Below are 23,656 nucleotides of genomic sequence, written 5' to 3'. Positions count from 1 at the left end.
TCAATATGTTTCCGCAGAAATTGATTTCAGGAATATTTTGAATATCACTATCTCGAAAGCTAGCTATAAAAACAAAATTTAATAAGGGATTATTTGCAATAGTAGAAACATACTGAGCAATATATCCACCCTTAGAAGTTCCAACAACTGTAATATGCTTTGGGTTAATTCCTTTTGTAGTTAAGCTATCTATTTGTTGAACAACTCTTGTAGCATATTCACGAGCATTTACATTTCCTTTTCTCTGTTCGCTTATAACGGTAAACCCATTTTTCTTAAATTCATTTAAGATTTCAATATATTCAGTTCGTCCGTATTCAGAATGTGTATCATTTAGATGGTGTTCTTCTAAAAAACGATTGTGTAAAAAGAAAACAAAGCGATTCGGTTTTTCCTTGAACAAATTAATCGTATAATCCAAAAGTTCTGTGCCTCCATTTTTTCCATGTCCAGGAATTACAATTTCTAAATCAGGAAGTTCTTTTTTAATTTTTGTTACAGTTGTAGGCCACTCAGACACAGTAGCATCTGCTAAGTTCCCTTTAGGAGCGTTTACTTGTTTTACTAAACAACCTCCAAATAAGGCTTTTTCCGAAGGAATATACCCAACAATATTATCTTTTGTATGCCCCTCACCAAAGTATTTAGCATAGACTGCTTTATTGCCTATTAAAAACTTAAACTCTCTATCAAACCCTTTCTGAGGAAGAGGATTTTTATTGTTTTCTTTAGCAAGCTGTATAGTTTGATTAGTAGCGTAAGATGGTATTTCTTTAGAATGAAATTCTTTTAGTCCGCCCAAGCAATCAATATGGAAATGAGATACTACAACTGCTTTAATATGTTTTTCTCCTAACCAATTAATTAATTCTCGCGAAGCTTTTTCATTCACTGGAGTATCAAAAATAATTGCTTCATTTTCATTGAAATAAATCATTCCATTACAAGGAACAACTCCGTGACTTTTGGTAGGTAAAAAGGAGGTGTGTTGATATATATGATCACCAATTTTTTTAATCGTTAAAACATCAGAGGTATAATCACTCAATGTCTTTTTATTGGGTGAACAAGCATTAAAAACTAATGTTATTAAAAGTAGTTGTAGAATATACTTCATATGTAAACAGTATATGATTGCATTTATAGGTTCATCTAAGGGAGTTCTACGCAAACTTTTAAACAACATTCTCTTGTCTAACAATAGAGATAAGGGAAACGAAAAAACATTAAGTTGTTTTTTAGAATTTCATTCCAACCTTAAAGTTTAATACTCTGCCTGTCATAAAGTTAGGAATACCATATTGTTGTTTGCTATAGGCATCACGAACCCAAGTATTGGTAATAGAATTACGAATATCAAAAATATTGAATAATTCCAATCCTAAGGTAAACTCTTTAAAATGAGATAAAATTTTGTTGTTTGATGATTTATTAGCGTCTACAAAAACATAAGAAACCCCTAAATCAGCTCTTTTATAATCGTCTAATCTATTTTGAAATTGATATACATCGGCATATGCAGGAGCACCTCCCGGAAGCCCAGTATTGTATACAATATTTAAATAGGCTTTTAAATCAGGAAGGTTAGGTACATAATCTTGAAATAGTAAACCAAATTTTAAACGTTGGTCCGTAGGTCGAGCAATGTAACCTCTTCCATTGATGTTTTCTTCTGTTTTTAAATACCCGAAACTTATCCAACTTTCGTTACCAGGAACAAACTCTCCATTTAATCTAACATCCAAACCATAGGCGTAAGCTTCTGTAACATTATCGGCTCTGTAGCGCACACGCACATTATCAATAGAGTAGGCATTGACATCAGAAAGGTTTTTATAATAGGCTTCTGTTGTAAGTTTAAAAGGACGGTTCCAAAGAGTAAAACTATAGTCATTTCCTGCTACAATATGAATAGATTTTTGTGCCTTTACCTCTGGATGAATTTGCCCATCATAATCTCTTAACTCCTTATAAAAAGGCGGTTGCGAATACCAACCTCCTGAGAGTCGGAATAACATATCTTTTTCCCAGTCTGGTTTGATAGCTATTTGAGCTCTTGGACTTATAATTGTATGACTTTGAGAATTGTTGGCAGTTTTAACATTCCAGTAGTGTGAACGTACTCCTAAATTAAACCAAAGTTGATGATCGTTAAGAGTTGTTTTTCTACTAAATTGAATAAAACTTGTTAAACGATTAATATCCACTTCGTTTTGAGCACGTACATTTTGGAAAGGCTGTATAGGCCCTGTAAAAGGTTCGTATGGCTGATTATTTGTAATGTTATGGTGTGGAGGACGAACAGAAAAACCTAAAGAATCAATTACTTCCCATTCTCTAATACGATCCTTAATATTTTCTTGTTGATATTTTATTCCAGCCTTCCATTCATTATTCCCATCCTTAAGAGTTGCTCTCAATTGAACATTGTTGATTAAGGCATCTAAATCATTTCGAGCATGATTGATTTGCGAGCCAATTCCTTGCGCGAATTGAACATTACCAAAGTTATCTGATCCAATATTACTATCAACTTGTCCTAAGGCATAAGCTGCTGCGATATCAAAATATTCTTCTTCTTGGGTATTAAACGAAGAAACTGTAGCGGTTATTTTTAATTGTTCATTTACTTTATAGTCTGCTGAAAAAGCTCCGAATAAAGTCTGAAATTGATCTTGTTCTTGACCTTGATAGAATACAATAAGTTCTAAAGGGTTGGCTAAGCCTCCAAAGCGAGTTCTTCGAGTTAATGGCTTATAATTATAGTCGTTTAAAGAAAAATTACCTAAGAAATTTAAAGTCAGTTTATCAGAAAACTCATAGCTTAAAAATGTTTGTACATCAGTAAATTGAGGTCTGAAATTTACTTCTGTTTGTTTGCTATTTACAAATAAACTGTTATCACGATAGCGCACTCCCAATATGGCGCTTAGTTTGTTTTTTGCAAATGTATCTTCAATGGTAAAACTACCACCTAATAAACTCAAATCAACTTGACCCTGAAATTCCTTAGGTTTTCTATAGGTGATATCTAACACTGAAGAAAGCTTATCACCATATTTAGCTTGAAATCCACCTGCAGAAAAGTTAATGTTTTGAATCATATGTGGGTTGAGAAAACTTAATCCTTCTTGTTGACCAGATCGTATCAAAAATGGGCGATAGATTTCAATACCATTTACATACACTAAATTTTCATCAAAATTTCCTCCACGAACGTTATATTGAGTACTTAATTCATTATTATTACTAACTCCTGGTAAGGTCATTAATACATTTTCAACACCAGCATTTGCTCCAACAAGAGTATTAACTTTCTTAACATCAATTTTGGTAATCCCTTGGGCTTCTTTCTTTTGGTTTTTAATAACTACTTCTTCTAACTCTTGCGTTTTAAAATTTAAGGTAGGAGAGAAGTTGAATGTTTTACTTCCTCTGGCAGTAAATTTTTTGGTAACACTTTTATAAGAAACATGTGTAAAAGTTACTGAAACAGTTTTTCTTATTGGAATCGTGAATTCGTAATAACCATTTTTATCGGTAGTGGTTCCTTTATCTAAATATGAAATAGCAACTCCGTTGATAGGATTGTTGTATTTATTAATGATGTTACCTTTTACCGTAGCGGTTTTTTGGGCAAAAACAGCTAGAGGGAATAGCAATAATAAAAGTAGTTTCTTCATGTAGGGTTTTATTAATCTCTAAAGATTTTACTTTCTAAAGAACGTTGCAGAAATAATTTTCGTATTTCCAACATTATCAGAAACTACAAGTTTAAAAAGATGTTTGCTACCTACCAACTTTTTATCACTAAAATCGTAAGATAATATTCCTTTTTTATGATTGTATTCCATTAAAACCCAATCATTATCAATAGTTGCACGATAATTCTTTATTCCGGATTCTTTATCTCTAATTTTTACTTTCAATTTTTTAAGTTGAGAGACCCACTGGTTGTTTTTAAAGTTATATAGCTTCGCTGTAGGCGGAATGGAATCAAATTTAAGCGTATAAGTTCCAAGAGATTTGGTGGTCGTATAAACTTTGTCGAGTTTTTTCTTAGTAGAAGTATACCTTGAACGGTTTCGATTAATTTTGGCAATATATACTTGTTGTTTTTCTTTTTCTGTTAAATGTTGAGTGAAAAAAGTAAGTGTATAGCGCTTGTCTAAAGGAATAACTGGTTCATGAATTTTAGCTGTATCGTTTTTTACAGTAAAATCTAGAAAACAATCCTTATAAAAGGTGTTTTTAGGAAAAGCAATGGTTACGTTTTCCTGTTTAAACTTATGAAAATCGTTTGCTTTAATTTTAAAGCTGGTAGTGTCTTTTTTGGTAAAAAGGCTATTACTTTGTATTCCTTCAATAGGAATACTAATAGAAGAAGTATTTCCTTTAAAATCTTTAGCAATGATTTCTACGTGGTAGGTATATCTATCTTCAATATCTATTTTTCCATTGTTAACAAGGTCTTCATAAATACTAAGTCTATTTTCATCTACTTTATGAGTTTTTTGAAATCTTCTTCTAAACTTGGTATAATGTTTATAATCGATTAACAGATTGATATATTTACTTTCAGCAAAAGAAAATGTTTCTAAATCATGGTAATATACACGAGTGCCATTTAGTTTCATTTCTAAACTGTAAATTCCATTTTTATTTAAAGCACCATCTAATCGATCAAAGACATTTACCCCAAAACCTATAGTTCCGCTAGCGGTTATTTTATTGGTAATGTATTGATTGTTTCCTTTATTTCGTAACTCTAAGGTGGTTTTTGTCGCTGAATTATTAATTCTTGCATTATCAGATAGAGGAAAAACCATTAATTTTTTAATGGTTGGAGCTTTGGTATCAACTGGTAAAAGACCAAAAAACATTGGATTGATGATATGTTCTGTTTTGGTATCTCTTATTTCGTAATGTAAGTGTGGTCCTCCAGAACTTCCCGTATCTCCAGTATAACCAATAAGATCGCCTTTTTTAACAGGGAAACGTTCTGGTTTAGGAAAAAGATTACCTGTAGCGTATTGCTCTTTTTGGTATTGAACGCTTTTAACGTATTCTTGAATTTCTGGGGAGAATCTTCTTAAATGAGCATAAACAGTAGTATAACCATTTGGATGATTAATATATAGTGCTTTACCAAAGCCAAATTGTGCTACTTTTATTCTGTATACAAATCCGTCTGCAGGAGCAAAAATTGGAATTCCTTCTTTACCTAAAGTCTTTATATCTACCCCAGAATGAAAATGATTACTTCTCAATTCTCCAAAAGTTCCAGATAGTATAATTGGAATTTTTAAAGGTGGGTTAAAATAATCTTGTGGATATTGCTTTTGAGCAAATCCAAATTTGAATAAAAAAACAGTAAAAAAGGTTAAAAAATATTTCAATTTGCAATGGTTTATAACAAAAATAATAAAAATTATGCCAAAGAGTTAGTAGGTTTAAAACCAGTTAAATAGGAAAATGCGTCAAAAATTTTGCTATCTAGCTAGAGATTAATAACTTTGTAAATATAGTTTTAGTCTCAAAAATAAATGGGTAACACTTTAGAAGCAATTCATTTACTGGAAGATAGATTAGAAAAACTTTTAGTTAACTATGAATTTTTAAAGGAGGAAAATGAGGTTTTACTTCAACAAAATACAAAGTTACACTATTTGTTAGAAGAAAAAGATATGGAGCTTAAAGCAAAAGATGAAAGATATAATTTGCTAAAAGTAGCTAAAACTATAGAGGGCAGTAATGAAAATACAAGAGAAACAAAACTCAAAATAAATGCTTTAGTTCGAGAGATAGACAAATGTATTGCTCTCTTGAATATTTAAAAGTTCTTTATAAATGGCAAAATTAAAAGTTAATGTTGTTATAGCTGGTAGGAATTATCCTTTGAGTGTGAATAATGTAGAGGAAGAGGAAGGAATGCGAAGAGCAGCTAGAAATATTAATGAATTAATTGCTAAATTTGAAGAAAACTATGCGGTTTCTGATAAGCAAGATGTATTAGCGATGTGCGCTTTACAATTTGCCTCTAAAGGAGAGATAGAAAGATTAACACATTCTATAGAAAGCGAAAAAGCATTAAAAAAAATAAATGAGCTAACAGAAAAGTTAGATCAGCACATATAAGTTCTTTAAAATAAAAATTTAAATATACTGCCTACATTAGTACATTGTTTGATAAACTCAACGTTATATAATTATAAAGGATGAGTCTTGGTTAGTAAAGCATGCCGTTTTATACGGATCCTTGATCAACCAGTTAGTCCTAAACCTGTTTTTTTGGAGTTTATAAAACCCTACTGATGTAGGCTTTTTTTATACAATTAATCAAAATTATGGAAGGAGTATTATTTCCTGTGTTAGCAGGGATTGTAGGATTAGCAATAGGTTTTATTATTGCTAAAATGTTAGAAAAAACAAAAGCAAATAAATTAATTCAAGAAACAGAAAAGGAAGCAAAGAGCATTATAAAGGAGGCTAAGGTAGAAGCAGAAGCTCTTAAGAAAGATAAGATATTACAAGCTAAAGAAAAGTTTATTGAGCTTAAAGCAGAACACGAAAAGGTAATCTTAAGTAGAGAGAAGAAAGTTTCTGATGTTGAAAAAAGAATTAGAGATAAAGAAAGTCAAGTTTCTTCAGAATTAGATAAAAATAAAAAGCTAAACAAGTCATTAGCACAAAAAGAAGGTGATTACAACTATAAATTAGATTTCTTAGAGAAGAAGGAATCAGAAGTTGAAAAATTACATAAGCGTCATGTAGATATGCTTGAGCAAATCTCTGGTTTATCTCCTGATGAAGCTAAAACAGAACTTGTAGCTTCGTTAAAAGATGAAGCTAAAGCAGATGCAATGTCTTTTATTCAAGACACAGTTGAAGAAGCTAAAATGACAGCACAGCAAGAAGCTCGAAAGGTTGTTTTAAATACAATTCAAAGAGTTGGAGTAGAGCAGGCTGTAGAAAATTGTGTATCTGTATTCAACTTAGAATCAGATGACGTTAAAGGTAGAATTATTGGTAGAGAAGGACGTAATATTCGTGCTTTAGAAGCAGCTACTGGAGTTGAGATTATAGTTGATGATACTCCTGAAGCTATTATTTTATCTTGTTTTGACCCAGTACGTAGAGAGATAGCACGTCTTTCAATGCACAAGTTGGTTACCGATGGTAGAATTCACCCAGCTAGAATTGAAGAGATTGTTAAGAAAACAGAAAAACAAATCAATCAAGAAATAATTGAAGTTGGTAAGCGTACAGTTATCGATTTAGGAATTCATGGATTACATCCAGAATTAATAAAAACTGTGGGTAGAATGAAATATCGTTCTTCTTACGGACAGAATTTATTACAACACTCAAGAGAAGTAGCGAATCTATGTGGTATCATGGCAGCTGAAATGGGCTTAAATGCAAAGGCAGCTAAAAGAGCTGGATTGTTACATGATATTGGTAAAGTGCCAGAAACTGAAAGTGAATTACCGCACGCTTTATTAGGAATGCAATGGGCAGAAAAATATGGTGAAAAAGCAGATGTTTGTAATGCAATCGGAGCGCACCATGATGAAATTGAAATGAAAAGTTTAATTGCACCGATTGTTCAAGTATGTGATGCTATTTCTGGTGCAAGACCAGGAGCAAGACGTCAAGTATTAGACAGCTATATTCAAAGATTAAAAGATTTAGAAGATATTGCTTTCGGATTTAATGGAGTGCAAAAGGCATATGCAATTCAAGCAGGTAGAGAATTACGTGTGATGGTTGAAAGTGCAAAAGTAAATGATACAAAAGCTGCAGAGCTATCGTTTAACATTTCTCAAAAAATTCAGAACGACATGACGTACCCAGGTCAGGTTAAAGTAACTGTAATTAGAGAAACAAGAGCGGTTAACGTAGCTAAATAATATTGAATACAATAGATGATTATAAAAACCAAATAGGCATGCTTATTTGGTTTTTTTTATTTTTAACAAGATTATGAAGCTTGTTTATGTAAATTTGTAATGAAAAGATTAAAGAAACAACTATAGTTTAATCACACTATCACCCCTAAAATGATCAAAAAAAATGTCATAACGTTTGGATGTTTTTTACTGTTTCTATTGACGGTAAATACAATGATGTCTCAAACTGTGTTTACAAAAACATATAGTGGACCAACGGTATCAATAGATGCTACTACTACTTCAATTCCCATAATATTTAATGCTGCAGATTTCCCTAATGGTACAAACATAGAAAATGTTAGAATTTCTATAACATGGACAAAAACAGATGGAACTTGTGCGGCTCAAAATACAGGTGATCCTTTTCATACGGAAACGGGTTTTGATATACAAGGACCAGGAGCAACGGTTGAACTAGTTCCTACGAATACATGGTCAGGAGGTTTAGATATAGGAAATGTAACCACTGTTTTTGATGATGCTTTTGGAACAAGTCCAACGGGAACTCCTGTAAGTGGTAACTTTTCACCTTCTGGGAGTTTAGCAACTTTTAATGGAGGGGATCCGGTAATGACTTGGAATTTATTGGCAACAGATACAGTAGGACAAGATCCTTTATGTGTTGAGTCATATTCCATTACCATAACCACTACAGATACTTCGACATCAACATGTATTAATGATACTCTTTTAAATGTTAATCCAACTGACGACTTTGTTGGGCCTGCAGAAAGTTGTAGTAATCATACAGGAGGAGATCCAACGAGTAATGCAAGTAATCTATTTAGTTATCCTGCTCCTACAGCTTGTTATGAAGAAGTAGATGTTTTTGTAACCATAATACCCGATAACCCAAATAGTTCTGGTACACCGGGATTTGAAGGAGGGGATTATGTTGAGATAACGTTAACAGATGATAATGGAAGCACAACAACAACAATTCCTGGAAGTACATATAATGGTAACACAAGTAATACATTTACTGCTACTAGAACCAATCCAGGAGCGAATTTAACGATTAGTGTTTTTATTCATATTACGGGTAATTCAAATCCTTCGAATGATAGGGCCTGTTTAGAGCGTCTAAGAGTTACTAATGTTAGGGTAACAGGTAGTGATACTACACCGCCGCCGACACCATCACTTGGTAATGTAAACTTTGATTGTAGTGCTACGCCAACGGCACCAACTATTACCGATACTTGTAATTCTAGTACGATTACTGGTACGACTACAACATCTTTTCCAATTACAACAGTGGGAACTACCGTAGTTACTTGGAGTTTTACCGATAGTTGTGGGAATATTACTACAGCCGATCAAAATGTGATTGTAAACGGTTGTGCAGATTTAAAATTAACAAAAACAGTAAGCAATGCGCTACCTAAAGTGGGTGATAGCATAACATTCACCATTACTTTAACCAATGCTGGTCCGTTAGCAGCAACAGGAGTTCAAGTAACTGACTATACTTTACCAGGATCAACAGCTAGTTTACAATATGTAAGCCATACTACTTATGGAACATCAACATATACCCAAGCTACTGGAGTTTGGGATTTAAGTTCAGAAACAATTCCTTTAAATACACCTGTTCAATTAACAATAACTGTGAATGTAATTGCAGCAGGTCAAATTATAAATACGGCTGAAATAACCAATAATGGCTTAGTCGATCCAGATTCTACAGAAGGAAGTAATAATTAAAAAAGTATAAATTAAAAAACCTCATTTGTACAATGAGGTTTTTTTGTTGTTATCTAGATCTTCTATTTGATCTATCATCTCTATTTGGATTCGCTTGATAAAGATCGTTTCTTCTCTTTTTAGATTTACGTCTTTTAATAACCTTACTACGTTTTCCAATTTTTGCATTAGGAACTGCTCTATAGTAGAAGAAGTTATCATCTTCTCTAAACTGACGGTAATTGTTTCTAAAATCTCTTCTATAGAAATAAATATCGTCGTAATCAAATACATCTCCAATATTAATATCGATATCTATTCCTCCATCGTCATAATATACATCATCTTCACAATAATCGTTGTATTTTACATTTCCATGAAATCTTGGATTTCCCCAACGATCATACCTAATTCTAAGATTTCCTACATCAGTTAATTGCCCAAACCTATATCGCATGTATACACTACCAATTCTTTTTACATTACCTCTTGCATCATAATTGATAAAAGTGTTTCCTACACGTCTTACACGACCTCTATGATCTCTGTCTATACGTACACCACGATTGGATCTTACACGTTTTCCGTAATAATCATAGTATCTTGTATTTCTGTAGTGGGTGTTAAAGTCAAAATCACCATTTAAAAATACATGAAATTGTACTCCTCTTTCTACAAAGGTAACAGCCTCGTTATAACGATATGTAACCCCAAGTTTGCTTGTTGATTTTGTGATGTTATTAGCATTTATAGTTGCCATTGTCATCATTCCTAATAATAAAAGTATCCCTTTTTTCATAATTGCTAGTTTAGGGTTATGCTTACTCTATATGCTTTTCAGCTTCCGCAGTATGCTTTATCAATTTTCAAATAACATGCCAAAAAATATGAAGAAAAGTATGTTAGTAATTACTTTAAATGTAACTCTTTGTTAGTAAGGGTGTTAAAAATGTTTTTAAAAAATACTTACTATAGCCCGTAAAATATTTTATATTTATACGACTCTTTATTCAAAACCAATTTTAAAGCATGATCGACGCTATCGAGAAAAACCTTCAACGAGGAATTAAATTATTAAACTCTATTTCCGATGAACAATACAGTAATAATACAATACCACCTTATTTTTCAAGTATAGGGAGTAATATGCGTCATATTTTAGATGTGTTTTCATGTATTTTTAATGGAGTTAATTGTTGTTGTGTTGATTTTTCAGATAGAGAACGTAATACATTGGCAGAGCAGAAAACGGTAGAAGGAATTGCTTATTTTGAAAGAATCATAAAACAGCTAAGAGAATTAGAAGCTGAAGATTTTGATAAAATCATTTCTGTTACTGATGATTTGGGAACTGGAAGAGTTACTGCAAATTATACTTTAGGAAGTGCATTAATTCAAGCCCATAGTCATGCAATACATCATTACGCAAGTATTGGTTTTATTATAAATCAATTAGGAATAGAACTACCAGATGCAGATTTTGGTTATAATCCAACGACACCAAAATTAGCGAAAGCAAATTAGCCTGATATTCTTAAGGTTTGGTTTACTAAGTATTTAGTTTTTTTATTGTAGCAATGTATTTTTTTAACTCCAGCATTTCTTGAATAAAGTTAGCAGGAGATTTATAGGGAATACGATTCTTTCTATGGTTTTCGGTAGATACATCAAATAAAGATTTCCAGTGTGCTCTAATAGCTTTTAAAGCTTTGAAATAAGTATAGTTTTCAGAATCATAAATATGTGTTGGCTCAGCGATGATTCCATTAATTTCTAAAACTTTAAAATCAGTACCATTTTCTAGTTCCGAAAAATCATTGTATTTTAAATCAACACGACCATAATACCAGCCATCAATGGATTGACTTAATTTATCAAATGTTTTTACTAATTTAGATGTTATAAGGTGGTTCCCATTAATAAACTGTGTTCCTTTAGAATGGTTTCCTATTGAGGTTAACTTAATTACTTCTTTCTCTTTAGGAACGGTGTTCAGTTTTTCTTTATGTATATCTATAAATAGTTCATAATAGAGCTTAGCTCTTGAATCTTGAAGAATCAACTGCTCTAAAGTACTAATGCCATCACCAGTAACTGTAATAAAGTTCTTTAGAGTTAAAGAAGTAATCTTTCCTGAAGCTTCATTTGGATTTCGATGATAGAATACCCCACATTCGTTTTCATGGTCTAAAAACTCTTGTATGATAATATCTATAGGATATTTGCTTAGGTAGTTTTTTAAGGCTTCTGGAGTGTTTATTTTCTTCACAAGCAACCCCCTAAAGCCAATATCTGGTTTAGCAATAAGCGGAAAAGAAATGTTTTCTTTTTTAATTTGATTTAGAACTTCGTTGAATCCAAGGTTTGGAGTTGCTAATACAGATTTTGGTCTAAATTCTTCAGGAACTAATTGTATGGTGATGTACTTACTTTCTGTACCATTTCCTGAACTTTTGATAGATGGATTAGCTGCAGTAAAGAAAGCCAAATGCTTAGCTCTAAAGGCTAAATAAAAAGCATAGGGTAGATTGGGAACATAAAACATTGAAGAAGGCCAATGTTCCCAGTTTAAAATCTTTTCTAATGTAGCTGATCTCTCTTTCAACATTTTAACTATTAAAAATTAAGTCTAAAATGACTTTAAAAGTTTTAATTCCAAAATATACCGTATATAAAATTAAAACAACTCCTAATGCTACTAATATATATGCGATAAAGATTTTTGGCGTATTGTTAAAAACTCGCAAAGCTTTAATTCCAAAACTTAAAACCAAGGGAGAAAGGATTAAAAATCCTAGTAACATGAGTAATCTTTTAACTCCGGATTCATTTGTTTTCGGTTTATCCATTGGTGGTATAGTTTTTAATAGCTTCTCTAACACTTCCATACTTATTTAGTAACTCGCTAGCCATATTTTGGTCGATATTTAGCTCATTTACTAACATTCGAATACCTCTATCTACCAATTTATTATTAGATAGCTGCATATCTACCATTTTATTTCCTTTTACTTTCCCCAATTGAATCATTGCAGTGGTTGAAAGCATATTTAAAACTAGCTTCTGTGCGGTTCCAGCTTTCATTCTAGAGCTACCAGTTACAAATTCAGGGCCAACAATTACTTCAATAGGATACCTTGCTGTTAATGCTAGCGGGCTATTTTTGTTACAGGTAATGCAACCGGTAACAATATTTTTTTGGTTACATTGTTCCAAAGCAGCAATAACATAAGGGGTAGTGCCTGAAGCTGCAATTCCAACTACTACATCATTTTCTGATATCTGATATTGCTGTAAATCTTCCCATCCTTGTTTTGTAGAATCCTCAGCAAATTCAACTGCTTTTCTAATAGCAGTATCTCCTCCTGCAATTAAACCAACTACTAATTCATGTGGAACTCCAAAAGTAGGAGGACACTCACTTGCATCTACAACACCTAAACGGCCACTAGTACCAGCTCCCATATAAAATAGACGTCCACCACTTTTTAACTTAACAACAATTTGTTCGATAAGTTTTTCTATTTGCGGTAGTGATTTTTCAACGGCTAAAGGAACCGTTTTATCTTCGTTGTTTATGCTGATTAATAATTCAGAAACACTCATGTTTTCTAAATTATTGTAGTTTGAATCTTGCTCTGTAGTTTTAATAAAATCCATAATTCAAATGTACATATAAAACAATAAAAAAGCAGACTACTAGAGTCTGCTTTTAAATGAATTTATATAATGTATTAAATACTTGCTAAGATAGAATTTAAGGTAGTATTTGGACGCATTGCTGCATCTGTTAACTCATCTTTTGGTTCATAATATCCGCCAATATTTACTGCATCTCCTTGAATTTTATTTAATTCGTCAACAATAGTAGCTTCATTTGTAGCAAAAGCTTCAGCAACTGATGTAAATTGAGCTTTTAATTCAGCATCGGTATTTTGAGATGCTAATTGTTGCGCCCAGTACATTGCTAAATAGAAATGAGAACCTCTGTTATCTAACTCACCAGCCTTACGAGAAGGTGATTTTTTGTTGTCTAACAAAGTTTCGATAGCCTCGTCTAAAGCATCTGCTAATACTTTTGCTTTAGAATTGTTATTTGTTTCACTTAAGTGCTCTAAAGAAACCGCTAAAGCTAAAAACTCTCCTAAAGAATCCCAACGTAAGTGATTTTCTTTTACAAATTGTTGAACGTGTTTAGGAGCAGAACCTCCAGCACCTGTTTCAAATAAACCTCCACCATTCATTAATGGAACAATAGATAACATTTTAGCAGAAGTACCTAATTCTAAAATTGGGAATAAATCTGTTAAATAGTCACGTAATACGTTTCCTGTTACAGAAATTGTATCTTTTCCTTCTTTTGTTCTTTTTAAAGTGAATGCTGTAGCCTCTGCAACAGACATGATATGAATTTCCAGCCCTGAAGTATCATGGTTTGGTAAATATGCTTCAACCTTTTTAATTAATTCAGCATCATGAGCTCTATTTTTATCTAACCAGAAAACAGCAGGAGTTTGGGTAGCTTTTGCGCGTGTAACAGCTAACTTTACCCAATCTTGAATTGGAGCGTCTTTAGTTTGACACATTCTCCAGATATCTCCTTCAGCAACCTCATGAGAGATTAAAACAGTTCCGCTAGCATCTACTACTTCAACTGTACCATTCGAAGCAATTTGGAAAGTTTTGTCATGAGAACCATATTCTTCTGCTTTTTTAGCCATTAAACCAACATTAGGAACAGTTCCCATAGTAGTTGGATCGAAAGCACCATTTTCTTTACAGAAATCAATTGTTGCTTGGTATAATGAAGCATATGAACTATCCGGAATAACTGCCTTCGCATCTTGTTGCTTTCCTTCTTTATTCCACATTTGACCTGATGTACGAATCATTGCTGGCATAGAAGCATCAATAATAATATCAGATGGTACGTGTAAATTAGTAATTCCTTTATCAGAATCAACCATTGCTAGGTCTGGATTCTTTGCGTAAATAGCATCAATATCAGCTAAAATCTCTGCTTTTTTATCTGCAGAAACTTCTTCTAAATTCCTTAATAAGTTTCCAAAACCATTATTAACATCAACACCTATTTGTTCAAACGTATCTCCGTGTTTTTCAAACAAATCTTTGAAGAAAGTACGTACTGCATGTCCAAAAATAATTGGGTCAGAAACTTTCATCATGGTAGCTTTCATGTGTAAAGAGAATAAAATCCCTTGATCATTAGCATCTTGTACTTGCTTATCTAAGAATGCTAATAAAGCCTTTTTACTCATTACAGAAGCATCAATAACCTCGTCTGCTAATAAAGATACTTTTTCCTTTAATACTGTTTTAGTTCCGTTAGCATCAGTATGCACAATTTGTACATCGGTTGCTGCTGGTACAGTAACAGATTTTTCGCTATGTGCAAAATCACCATCAGTCATTGTTGCTACATGCGTTTTAGAATCTGAACTCCAAGCTCCCATTGAATGTGGGTTCTTTTTAGCGTAGTTTTTAACAGCTTTAGGAGCACGTCTATCTGAGTTTCCTTCACGTAAAACAGGGTTTACCGCAGAACCTTTAACTTTATTATAACGAGCTAAAATTGCTTTTTCTTCTTCTGTATTCGCATCTTCTGGATAATCTGGTAAAGCATATCCTAAAGCTTGTAATTCCTTAACTGCAGCTTTTAACTGAGGTACAGAGGCAGAAATATTAGGTAATTTAATAATGTTGGCTTCTGGTTTTGTAGCCAACTCACCTAAAAATGCCAAAGCATCTTCTACGCGCTGATCTTCAGGTAACATATCTGAAAAATTAGCAAGTATTCTTCCTGCTAAGGAAATATCTTTTATTTCGATTTCAATATTTGAAGATTTTGTAAAAGCTTTTACAATTGGTAAAAACGAACGAGTAGCTAACGCTGGAGCTTCATCCGTTTTAGTATACATAATTTTAGCTGTTTTACTCATACTGTTGTATTTTGAATCTCACGAAAGTGAGTAATTAGTAATGATTAAATTCTTTTGATTTTGAAGCGAAGCAAATTTAAGAATTACAATTGAAATTTTTAATAAGGATTTTTTATTAATCACTTGTTTTTGTTGTGAATATGATAAAAATATAAAGTGATTTTAAGAAGTTGTTATAAATAATAAAAGCCATATCATGCAGTTTCCTGTCTGATATGGCTTCCTTGAAATAGACTTTATGTCCTAATTTGGTATTGCTACAAATTAAATAGAATTACTTCTATGTTTTTAAAAAAATTAAAAACTACATATACTATTTCAAAATGAAATAATAATTGATAAACATTTTATTTATGAATTACTATCTCAAGCGTTTTTAAACGAACCTCAATTGTTATAATGAATCTAATCAAATAACTATTTTAACTTTCAATTAAAATTATAAATCAAAAAATTAATTTATAATTCTATTTTCAATTACATAAATATTAAATCAACTATTACTCGGTTGCTTAAAAACGATTTATATAAAGAACGTTACTTTATGTATTTACTTTTTCGGTGATTAGTATAGTTAAACTATAAATCTGACGTCACTTACTTTAGTAAAGTTATTCAAATTTAAGAAATTATGTTTGTTTTTTTTGTGGTTTAACTAATTATTAATCAACAAGATAAGAACAGGTGTTATTAACAATTGTTAATAAAAAAAGGAGCTTTTAAAAGCTCCTTTTATAGTTTGTTTGAAGATAAAATTAGTTTCTTCTTTCTGTGATTCTTGCTTTTTTACCAGTAAGACCTCTGAAATAGTAGATACGAGCTCTACGAACTTTACCTCTTTTGTTAACTTCAATTTTTTGAATAGAAGGTAAGTTAATTGGGAAAATACGCTCTACACCAATAGTACCAGACATTTTTCTGATCGTAAAAGTTTCTGAAGAACCGCTTCCTCTCTTTTGAATAACAACTCCTCTAAAGAACTGAGTACGAGTCTTGTTACCCTCTTTAATTTCGTAATAAACAGTAATTGTATCACCAGCACCAAATTCTGGTAATTCGTTTTTTGTTACAAATTCGTTTTGTACAAATTTTACTAAATCCATTTTATTTAAATGTTATGATTTTAACAAAACAACATTCACGATTTTCGTCAGAGGTTGATTTTGTGGCTGCAAATTTATAAATATTTTTTAAAAAGAAGAAATATTTTTCTTGTTGATTTTTAGAAAGATAACTAAATTAATCTTCTAATAAATCGGGTCTTATTTCTTGTGTACGCTTATAAGCTTGTTCATTTCGCCATTCTTCAATTTTTGGAAAATTACCAGATAAAAGAATGTCTGGCACTTTCATTCCGTCAAATTCAGAAGGACGTGTATAAACAGGCGGAGACAATAAATTGTCTTGGAAACTATCTGTTAAAGCAGATGTTTCATCTCCTAATACCCCTGGAATTAATCTAATTACGGCATCACATAAAACAGCTGCAGCCAATTCTCCTCCAGTTAAAACATAATCTCCTATAGAGATCTCTTTGGTAATGTATTTATCTCGTATACGTTGGTCAACTCCTTTGTAATGACCTGTTAATATTAATATGTTTTCTTTTAAAGAAAGTGTATTAGCAGTTGCTTGATTTAATGTTTTGGCATCTGGAGTCATGTATATGATTTCATCATAATCTCTTTCAGCTAATAGCTTTTCAATGCATTCTGAAATTGGTTTAATCATGAGTACCATTCCGGCACCACCTCCAAATTGATAATCATCTACTTGGCGATAATTACCAATACCATATTCTCTTAAATTATGAAAATGTACTTCTGCCAATCCTTTTTCGATAGCTCTTTTCATCATAGAGTTTTCAAAAGGACTTTTTATTAAATCGGGTTCTACTGTAATAATATCTACTCGCATGCTGCAAAAGTAGTTTTTTTGAGATTAATAGAATCAATTCCTAACTAGGAAAAATCTTTTTAAATTTTTTAGGGAGTTCAGAAGTAATAAGAAGCTTTTCATGAGTTACCGGGTGAGTAAATCCTAGCGTTGTAGCATGAAGGTACAATCCTTTTCCTTTTAATATTTTATGTTCCAAAAAATAGTCTTTATCGCCTAAAATTGGGTTTCCCAAAGAGAAAAGGTGCTTTCTTAATTGATGTCTTCTGCCTGTTATAGGCGTTAGTTTAACAAGGTTTAAGTATTCAAAACGTTCAGAGACTACCGTTTCTTCAATGTTATATTGAGTAATAGCTTCTTTCTCCTCTAGTGCTTGGTGAATAGTTCCTTCAGTATCCATTTTCCCTATAGCAATAGCAACATAGGTTTTTTGGATGTCTTTATGTTTAAAAAGTTTGTATAAAGCTCTAATGCTAGTACTTGTTTTTCCTACTAATAATAAACCACTTGTGGGATAATCTAAACGATGAATAGGAGTGGGGCGAACAGCATCTTCTTGCGTACTTTTTTGTAGGTTTTGTGGAAGTGCGTTGTAAATAGTAACAAAGGTATTTCCGCTTACTAAAACTCCGGGAGGTTTTTCAATAACAGCTAAATAGTCGTCTTCGAAAACAACCTTTAGGGGAAATTTTAATTTTTGAATAGCACTGGGTAATTCACTCGTTTGAAAGAGTTCAATAGTTTCTCCTCCTTTGATATATAGCGCAGTTGTAGCAGTTTTATTATTAACACGTACCAAGTTCTTTTTAATGGCTTTTTTGAAACCAGATTTACTAGGTAATGTTTTAAAAATACCTACGCCGTACTCTTGTAATCGAATGGGAAGTTCAAGTTTAGGAACGATATGAGTTTCTACAAGTTCTTTTTTTTTCAATAGTTGATTTTTAGTATTAAAAACCTACAGCTTTATCATCACCACGAGGATCTGCACCACCTTCTAGCTTTCCGTTAGGAAGTACCATAATTCCTTCTACTTTACCAATTACAGGAGAGTTGGTTTCGTCTAATTCGTATCCTAAAGATTTTAGTTTGTCTTTTACTTTTGGGTCAAAACTATTAGGCTCCATTTTAATTACATCAGGTAACCACTGATGGTGGAATCTTGGTTGGTTTATTGCTTCTTGCATTCCCATGTTGTATTCATGTACATTTAGAATAGTTTGTAATACTGAAGTAATAATGGTAGATCCTCCTGGAGTCCCCACGACCAAATACAAGTTACCTTCTTTTTCTACAATGGTTGGTGTCATAGAACTTAGCATACGCTTTTCAGGTACAATTTTATTTGCTTCTGCACCAATTAGTCCAAACATATTAGGTACGCCTGGTTTGCTACTAAAATCATCCATTTCATTGTTTAAAAAGAAGCCGAGCTCAGTACAATAGAGTTTAGAACCATAGGCACCATTTAATGTTGTAGTAACCGAAACAGCATTTCCAAATTGATCCACGATAGAGTAGTGGGTAGTTTCATCACTTTCCACCATTTGAATATTTCCATGAGAAACCTCAGATGATTTGGTAGGTTTTTCAAAAGAGAAGTTATTCATTCGATCTTTGGTATATTCTTTAGAAATTAAGGTTTCTACGGGGATTTCTACAAAATCAGGATCACCTAGAAAGAAGCTTCTATCTGCATAAGCTCTACGTTCTGCTTCCGTAATTACTTGTATAGATTTTACAGTGTTATGTCCTAATTCATGTAAGTTATAAGGTTCTACAGCGTTCATAATTTGTGCTAAACAAATTCCTCCACTTGAAGGAGGAGACATAGAGATCAAACGTAAATTATCATAATTAAAAGTAATTGGAGTACGCCATTTCGCTTCGTATTTAGCCAAATCTTCTTCTGTAACATAACCACCATTATCTTGTAAAAAAGCGGCTAGTTTTTTAGCAGTTTCTCCTTTATAAAATTCATCTCTACCATTTTTTTGAATTCTAGTTAAGGTAGTAGCTAATGCATTATACTTGATGGTATCACCAGCTTTCCATTGTTTATCAAAAAGAATTTCATCTTTATTCGCTTTTGGAAAATTAGGTTGGTATTTCTTTATACGTTTTTCTTGTTTTTTGGTAACAACAACACCTCTTTTGGCCAATTCTATTACAGGTTGAATAATTTCTTCAATCGGTAACTTTCCAAATCTTTTATGAGCAGCATATACCCCAGCAACGGTACCTGGAACTCCTACAGCGGTAGCTCCTAAAGTACTTTTGTTTTTAATTACATTGCCTAAACTATCTAGATACATGGTTTCGTGAGCTGCCAAGGGAGCTTTTTCTCGATAGTCTAAAGCACCAATTTCACCGTCATTTTTTCTATATACCATAAATCCACCGCCGCCAATATTTCCAGCATACGGATAGGCAACTGCTAATGCAAGTTCAGTAGCAACCATAGCATCAAAAGCATTCCCTCCTTTTTTTAAGATATCAGCACCAATTTTAGAAGCTTCTTCACGAGCAGAAACCACCATGGCTTTTTCAACAATTAGTCCTTTTACTTCTTTCTTACATGAAAGAATAAGTAAGGATAATACAAATAGTGTAGTGAGTCTTTTCATATGCTTATAAGGATGATATTTTTTCTTTACAAAAGCTTTGTAGTTCTGCAAAAAAAGAAGTGAAGTCTTGTTCGAATACAGCATAGTGATTTAGTAAATCTTCTGTAGCAAGATTCATTTTAGATTTCCCTTCTGTTCTTCGATTCATTCCGTTTAAAACTTCTTGAATTCCTTTAGCAAATTGATAATTGTACAACCAATTATATTCAATCATATAAGGAAGCATTTCTTGTGTCTTTTGAGGAAGAATAGCAATGTTTTCATTAAGTAAGTTGTATACTGAATTCACAAAAACACTTAAGGGGATTTCTGAATAGTTTTTCCAATTTTTGGCTAAAAAGTGATCAAAAAATATATCAATTATAACTCCATCATAATGTCTATAACGTTCATGAAGTCTTCTTTTACTTTCTCGTACAATAGGATGTGTATCTGTATAACTGTCAATATTTCGATGTAATTGAATACCTTTTTGTATATCTTCAGAAAAATGAGAAAACTGATTTCCTTTTACATGATCAGCAATAAAATTGCCAATCATTAACTCTTTATTATCACCAGAAAGGTATAAATGCGCCAAAAAATTCATTTGATAAATGTAAATAAAAACAAGGACTTATACCTTACTTTTATTTATTTAACAGAAAAACGCTCCTTGGCATTGATAAACCTACCTTCTTTTGTATATCCTTGTATTGTAATTTCAAATGTACCAGTAACATCGGATGTAAAGAAAGAAAGTGTATTTTGACTTAGATTTATAGCAGGGTTCCAGTATAACTGTGTTCTAAAATCTGGAATTCTTTTGTTTTTGATGTTTTTATTGTTTTGGAAAAAGTATATTTTTTGGGGTTGTACAGGTGTTACTTCAAACTCTTGAGTCTTATTAGTACTTGACAAGAAATCGTTTTTAAAGGTTCTAATTATAACCACTCCTTGATATAATGCGTTTCCATAAAAATACTTGCTTTTAACGATAGAAATTGAATGGATTTTTCTAGAATCAAAGTCAGTTAAGTCATTATGATTAAATACAATGCTGCCATCTATAATTAATAAAGAAGGTATGTGTTTAAGAGTTTTGGCTTCTCCAGTATTGGTTACCGAAAGGTTATATTGACCTTTATTCCTTATAAAACCAGCTCCTTCGATAACTTCAACAAAGGTTTCTTTTATTGTTTTAAACCGTTTATAATCATCAAGAATATACGTGGTTTGAACGTAATTTAATAAAGGACTTTTCTTGGTTGTATGAGATATACTATCTTTTTTTACTTTGTAAAAGGCATTTTCTATTTGAGAGTAAATACTTCTATCACGTATTTCCTTTGAAATGTCTTCATTTAAGAATAATTCAGGAAAACTTTCAAATTGTATGTTTTCATTTGATGGTTTTATTAATTCTATGTTGTAATCATTCGCATTTTTATCTAATATTTGAATCTCAACTTTAGAAGTCCTTAATTCCGGAATATTAAAATAAAACTCACCTTTATCATTTGTTATTGCTGTAATAGGTAGGCGGTTTTTGTTTTTTGTTGAAAGAGATAATTTAACATCAGTAATAGCATTAGATGTATTTGATGTTGTTACTTTTCCTTGAATAAGTGTACCTCTTAGTTCAGGTAGATAAAAAGCGTTATTTGTTTTTATCGGAGTGTTGGTAGTCTTGTTATTAGGTAGTTGAAAGTTGTTTTTCTTTCTGATAGAAACAGAGAAACTTCCTTTTAATTGAGAGAATGTGTTGGTTAAATTAAGTACAACGTTTTCTCTTTTTGAATAGCTAGCTTTTAAATTGTCAAATAAACCGTTTCTTTCATTAGTATTTTCATTATACTTTAATGTAGTGGTGGTTTCATTTGTAGGGTTACTTCGTAACTTATCAGAAAAAGGGTTCACCAAAAATATATCTTGTTGAAAAAATGAGTTTTTATTTTTCATCCATTGTGTATAAGCAACTAACTTATACGATCCCGTTTTTATCTGAGGGCTGATAAAAAAATCGCCATAACCTTTACCTACATCTAATGAAATACGTTGTTTGAGAATACTATTGTTTTTAGAATCAATCAGTTCGGTATAGGCAATTTTGCTAAAAGGACTGTAGTTATTGTTGTTTAAACAATAAATGGTGTAATACAATGTTTCTCCTGTAAGTAGGAAATTATTATTACTATGTACATATATCTTTTCTTGTGGGAGATCTTTTGTTTGAGAAGCAAAAGATTGCTGTGATTGTGAAACCACTACCTTAGAAAAGGCCAGCAAGCATATTATTAAAATTTGTTTAGTCATCTTTTTCTTTTTAATCAATCCAAAATTCGGGAGCATTAACAGGGCCAATATCAGTACAGTCTCCACATATTCTTTTAGTAATATCATAGGGAGTATTTGGAGGAACGTTACCAAGTCCGTCTAGGTTTTCAGTAATATTTAAGAAAATCCAACCACTTTGCAACCTATTTAGTAAAGGAGAATTCCCTGCTGCACCTAAAATTTCAGGATTTAGAACTTCACCACACTCATCACCAGGATAGTTTATAAAATCAGTATTTGTAAAATCCTTTCTATTAAAGTATACTCTTTGAGATCGTACAGAGGAAACTTCAAAAAAGCCAATAACTTTATTTATATCTGCATTTTCTTTAAAAAAAATGTTGCTAGGAATGTTACCTACTTGAATTTGACTAAAAATATTGTCAGGATCAGAGAATTTATCTAGAAGAGTATAAAAATCATATGAGTTTTTATTGAGTACATATTGTCTAACCATAATAGAGTATCTTATACCAATGAGGTAACTATCTAAAGGAAGTTTTCTAATTTGAAAGTTTACAATTTTATCTTCACTTAAGCTTTTTGTTTCTGCTAGCATAACGGTTTTAGAGCTAGCACTTCCAAAACAAATACCAGTTCCTTCAGAAGGATCTTTATCAACTAATTCAAATCCATAGGGTGGAACACTAGAGGTGACAACCAGCTTTTGAGAATTCCAAAAAACTGTTTTTACTTTATAAGTTTCATCATATTCATAACGGTAATAGTTACCATCACCCGGGGTAGGCACACTATTAACTTTAAATACTACTTCTTTAAATCCTTCATCTTCATTATCTTCTATATTTAAGTTAATGTCTTGAATCTCGACACTAGAAGGTAATTTTTGAGGTGTAGAAATATAAGAACTTCCACTTTGAGTCTGGATGTTTAAAGTATAACTCTTGTTTGCATCTGCTGAAAAAGCTATGAAAGATTCATAAACTCCATTTTCTTTCTCACGAAAACTATAAGTACCACCAGCATCATCTGTAATAGAAACAATAGCATTTCTTTCTGGGTTTAGTTTTGTTGAGTCTATAGGAATTGTTCTTGATAACTCAATAGTGTGGTTTTTTAGTTCATTGGTTAATACAGCTCTAACCACTAAATTTTGTTCTTCGATGGAGCTACTAAACTCAAAAGGTTCTACACAGTTTTGTAGTACAAGTAACGATAGGACTGCTAAAATGTAACTTTTATATGTTTTCATATC

At 32.0% G+C, this 23,656-nt stretch carries 19 protein-coding genes, 1 other RNA gene and 1 pseudogene; 6 read left to right on the top strand and 15 right to left on the bottom strand.

All coding sequences use genetic code 11. The features are described from left to right. Positions 1 to 388 precede the first annotated feature (388 nt). The 3 genes and pseudogenes from bla to Q0873_RS05485 all read right to left on the bottom strand — a co-directional run. Positions 389 to 1,117, bottom strand: a pseudogene (gene bla, locus Q0873_RS05495) (subclass B1 metallo-beta-lactamase); the annotation flags it as partial. A 121-nt stretch (positions 1,118 to 1,238) separates the two neighbouring features. Further along, entirely contained in the window at positions 1,239 to 3,683 is a 2,445-nt protein-coding gene (locus Q0873_RS05490; protein ID WP_299104905.1) for a TonB-dependent receptor, read from the bottom strand. Between the two features lie 27 nt (positions 3,684 to 3,710). Then, positions 3,711 to 5,399: a M23 family metallopeptidase gene (locus Q0873_RS05485; RefSeq protein WP_299104903.1), complete on the bottom strand. Its 1,689-nt coding sequence runs from the start codon at positions 5,397 to 5,399 to the stop codon at positions 3,711 to 3,713. Between the two features lie 147 nt (positions 5,400 to 5,546). On the opposite strand from Q0873_RS05485, the gene Q0873_RS05480 reads away from it, so the two are divergent. The 5 genes from Q0873_RS05480 (at position 5,547) to Q0873_RS05460 (ending at position 9,662) form a co-directional block, all read left to right on the top strand. After that, positions 5,547 to 5,837: a hypothetical protein gene (locus Q0873_RS05480; RefSeq protein WP_299104901.1), complete on the top strand. Its 291-nt coding sequence runs from the start codon at positions 5,547 to 5,549 to the stop codon at positions 5,835 to 5,837. A gap of 13 nt (positions 5,838 to 5,850) precedes the next feature. Beyond that, positions 5,851 to 6,138, top strand: a complete 288-nt coding sequence (locus tag Q0873_RS05475; RefSeq protein ID WP_299104899.1) for a cell division protein ZapA — start codon at positions 5,851 to 5,853, stop codon at positions 6,136 to 6,138. A gap of 55 nt (positions 6,139 to 6,193) precedes the next feature. Then, positions 6,194 to 6,300, top strand: a non-coding RNA gene (ssrS, locus tag Q0873_RS05470) — 6S RNA. Between the two features lie 47 nt (positions 6,301 to 6,347). Next, the gene (rny, locus tag Q0873_RS05465) at positions 6,348 to 7,913 is read left to right on the top strand and encodes a ribonuclease Y (RefSeq protein ID WP_299104897.1); all 1,566 of its coding nucleotides are present in this window, start codon (positions 6,348 to 6,350) and stop codon (positions 7,911 to 7,913) included. Positions 7,914 to 8,126: 213 nt separating this feature from the next. Next, the gene (locus tag Q0873_RS05460) at positions 8,127 to 9,662 is read left to right on the top strand and encodes a DUF11 domain-containing protein (RefSeq protein ID WP_299104895.1); all 1,536 of its coding nucleotides are present in this window, start codon (positions 8,127 to 8,129) and stop codon (positions 9,660 to 9,662) included. Between the two features lie 49 nt (positions 9,663 to 9,711). On the opposite strand, the gene Q0873_RS05455 is transcribed toward Q0873_RS05460, so the two are convergent. After that, positions 9,712 to 10,440, bottom strand: coding sequence for a hypothetical protein (locus Q0873_RS05455; RefSeq protein WP_299104894.1), 729 nt, complete (start codon positions 10,438 to 10,440; stop codon positions 9,712 to 9,714). 230 nt (positions 10,441 to 10,670) lie between these two features. Here Q0873_RS05455 and Q0873_RS05450 point away from each other — a divergent pair, with 230 nt between their 5' ends. Continuing rightward, positions 10,671 to 11,165: a DinB family protein gene (locus Q0873_RS05450; protein WP_299104893.1), complete on the top strand. Its 495-nt coding sequence runs from the start codon at positions 10,671 to 10,673 to the stop codon at positions 11,163 to 11,165. Between the two features lie 25 nt (positions 11,166 to 11,190). Here the strand turns inward: Q0873_RS05450 and Q0873_RS05445 are convergent, their stop codons facing one another. From Q0873_RS05445 to Q0873_RS05395, 11 genes are all read right to left on the bottom strand, one after another. Next, positions 11,191 to 12,249 (bottom strand): D-alanine--D-alanine ligase, encoded by a 1,059-nt coding sequence (locus Q0873_RS05445; protein ID WP_299104892.1) that lies wholly within the window; start codon positions 12,247 to 12,249, stop codon positions 11,191 to 11,193. A gap of 1 nt (position 12,250) precedes the next feature. Further along, complete coding sequence (locus Q0873_RS05440; protein ID WP_299104891.1) at positions 12,251 to 12,490, bottom strand: hypothetical protein; 240 nt, start codon at positions 12,488 to 12,490, stop codon at positions 12,251 to 12,253. After that, positions 12,483 to 13,301 carry an N-acetylmuramic acid 6-phosphate etherase gene (gene murQ / locus Q0873_RS05435; RefSeq protein ID WP_299104889.1) on the bottom strand — a complete coding sequence of 273 codons (819 nt, stop codon included), beginning with the start codon at positions 13,299 to 13,301 and terminating at the stop codon, positions 12,483 to 12,485. Before murQ ends, Q0873_RS05440 begins: the two co-directional genes overlap by 8 nt. Before the next feature lie 74 nt (positions 13,302 to 13,375). Further along, positions 13,376 to 15,601: an NADP-dependent isocitrate dehydrogenase gene (locus Q0873_RS05430; protein WP_299104888.1), complete on the bottom strand. Its 2,226-nt coding sequence runs from the start codon at positions 15,599 to 15,601 to the stop codon at positions 13,376 to 13,378. Positions 15,602 to 16,356: 755 nt separating this feature from the next. Beyond that, entirely contained in the window at positions 16,357 to 16,704 is a 348-nt protein-coding gene (gene rplS / locus Q0873_RS05425; protein ID WP_299104887.1) for a 50S ribosomal protein L19, read from the bottom strand. Between the two features lie 136 nt (positions 16,705 to 16,840). Continuing rightward, entirely contained in the window at positions 16,841 to 17,518 is a 678-nt protein-coding gene (gene trmD, locus Q0873_RS05420; RefSeq protein ID WP_299104886.1) for a tRNA (guanosine(37)-N1)-methyltransferase TrmD, read from the bottom strand. Positions 17,519 to 17,558: 40 nt separating this feature from the next. Continuing rightward, positions 17,559 to 18,431 (bottom strand): RluA family pseudouridine synthase, encoded by an 873-nt coding sequence (locus Q0873_RS05415; protein WP_299104885.1) that lies wholly within the window; start codon positions 18,429 to 18,431, stop codon positions 17,559 to 17,561. Positions 18,432 to 18,447: 16 nt separating this feature from the next. After that, positions 18,448 to 20,124, bottom strand: a complete 1,677-nt coding sequence (gene ggt / locus Q0873_RS05410; RefSeq protein WP_299104884.1) for a gamma-glutamyltransferase — start codon at positions 20,122 to 20,124, stop codon at positions 18,448 to 18,450. A gap of 4 nt (positions 20,125 to 20,128) precedes the next feature. Continuing rightward, positions 20,129 to 20,713: an ACP phosphodiesterase gene (locus tag Q0873_RS05405; protein WP_299104883.1), complete on the bottom strand. Its 585-nt coding sequence runs from the start codon at positions 20,711 to 20,713 to the stop codon at positions 20,129 to 20,131. Between the two features lie 44 nt (positions 20,714 to 20,757). Beyond that, positions 20,758 to 22,419 (bottom strand): hypothetical protein, encoded by a 1,662-nt coding sequence (locus tag Q0873_RS05400; RefSeq protein WP_299104882.1) that lies wholly within the window; start codon positions 22,417 to 22,419, stop codon positions 20,758 to 20,760. A gap of 10 nt (positions 22,420 to 22,429) precedes the next feature. Then, entirely contained in the window at positions 22,430 to 23,653 is a 1,224-nt protein-coding gene (locus tag Q0873_RS05395) for a DUF4249 domain-containing protein (RefSeq protein WP_299104881.1), read from the bottom strand. Positions 23,654 to 23,656: the final 3 nt, after the last annotated feature.

The organism is uncultured Tenacibaculum sp. (assembly GCF_947498805.1).
Taxonomy (GTDB): Bacteria; Bacteroidota; Bacteroidia; order Flavobacteriales; family Flavobacteriaceae; genus Polaribacter.
The sequence above is the reverse complement of the archived record's forward strand: the minus strand, read 5'-3'. Positions and strand labels throughout refer to the sequence as shown.

Bases quoted from the DNA above. Each gene is read 5' to 3' on its own strand.
- ggt (WP_299104884.1), bottom strand. From the start codon at position 20,124: ATGAAAAGACTCACTACACTATTTGTATTATCCTTACTTATTCTTTCA.
- Q0873_RS05490 (WP_299104905.1), bottom strand. From the start codon at position 3,683: ATGAAGAAACTACTTTTATTATTGCTATTCCCTCTAGCTGTTTTTGCC.
- trmD (WP_299104886.1), bottom strand. From the start codon at position 17,518: ATGCGAGTAGATATTATTACAGTAGAACCCGATTTAATAAAAAGTCCT.
- Q0873_RS05475 (WP_299104899.1), top strand. From the start codon at position 5,851: ATGGCAAAATTAAAAGTTAATGTTGTTATAGCTGGTAGGAATTATCCT.
- Q0873_RS05405 (WP_299104883.1), bottom strand. From the start codon at position 20,713: ATGAATTTTTTGGCGCATTTATACCTTTCTGGTGATAATAAAGAGTTA.
- Q0873_RS05450 (WP_299104893.1), top strand. From the start codon at position 10,671: ATGATCGACGCTATCGAGAAAAACCTTCAACGAGGAATTAAATTATTA.
- Q0873_RS05400 (WP_299104882.1), bottom strand. From the start codon at position 22,419: ATGACTAAACAAATTTTAATAATATGCTTGCTGGCCTTTTCTAAGGTA.
- Q0873_RS05440 (WP_299104891.1), bottom strand. From the start codon at position 12,490: ATGGATAAACCGAAAACAAATGAATCCGGAGTTAAAAGATTACTCATG.
- murQ (WP_299104889.1), bottom strand. From the start codon at position 13,301: ATGGATTTTATTAAAACTACAGAGCAAGATTCAAACTACAATAATTTA.
- Q0873_RS05430 (WP_299104888.1), bottom strand. From the start codon at position 15,601: ATGAGTAAAACAGCTAAAATTATGTATACTAAAACGGATGAAGCTCCA.
- Q0873_RS05480 (WP_299104901.1), top strand. From the start codon at position 5,547: ATGGGTAACACTTTAGAAGCAATTCATTTACTGGAAGATAGATTAGAA.
- Q0873_RS05460 (WP_299104895.1), top strand. From the start codon at position 8,127: ATGATGTCTCAAACTGTGTTTACAAAAACATATAGTGGACCAACGGTA.
- rplS (WP_299104887.1), bottom strand. From the start codon at position 16,704: ATGGATTTAGTAAAATTTGTACAAAACGAATTTGTAACAAAAAACGAA.
- Q0873_RS05395 (WP_299104881.1), bottom strand. From the start codon at position 23,653: ATGAAAACATATAAAAGTTACATTTTAGCAGTCCTATCGTTACTTGTA.
- Q0873_RS05445 (WP_299104892.1), bottom strand. From the start codon at position 12,249: ATGTTGAAAGAGAGATCAGCTACATTAGAAAAGATTTTAAACTGGGAA.
- Q0873_RS05455 (WP_299104894.1), bottom strand. From the start codon at position 10,440: ATGAAAAAAGGGATACTTTTATTATTAGGAATGATGACAATGGCAACT.
- rny (WP_299104897.1), top strand. From the start codon at position 6,348: ATGGAAGGAGTATTATTTCCTGTGTTAGCAGGGATTGTAGGATTAGCA.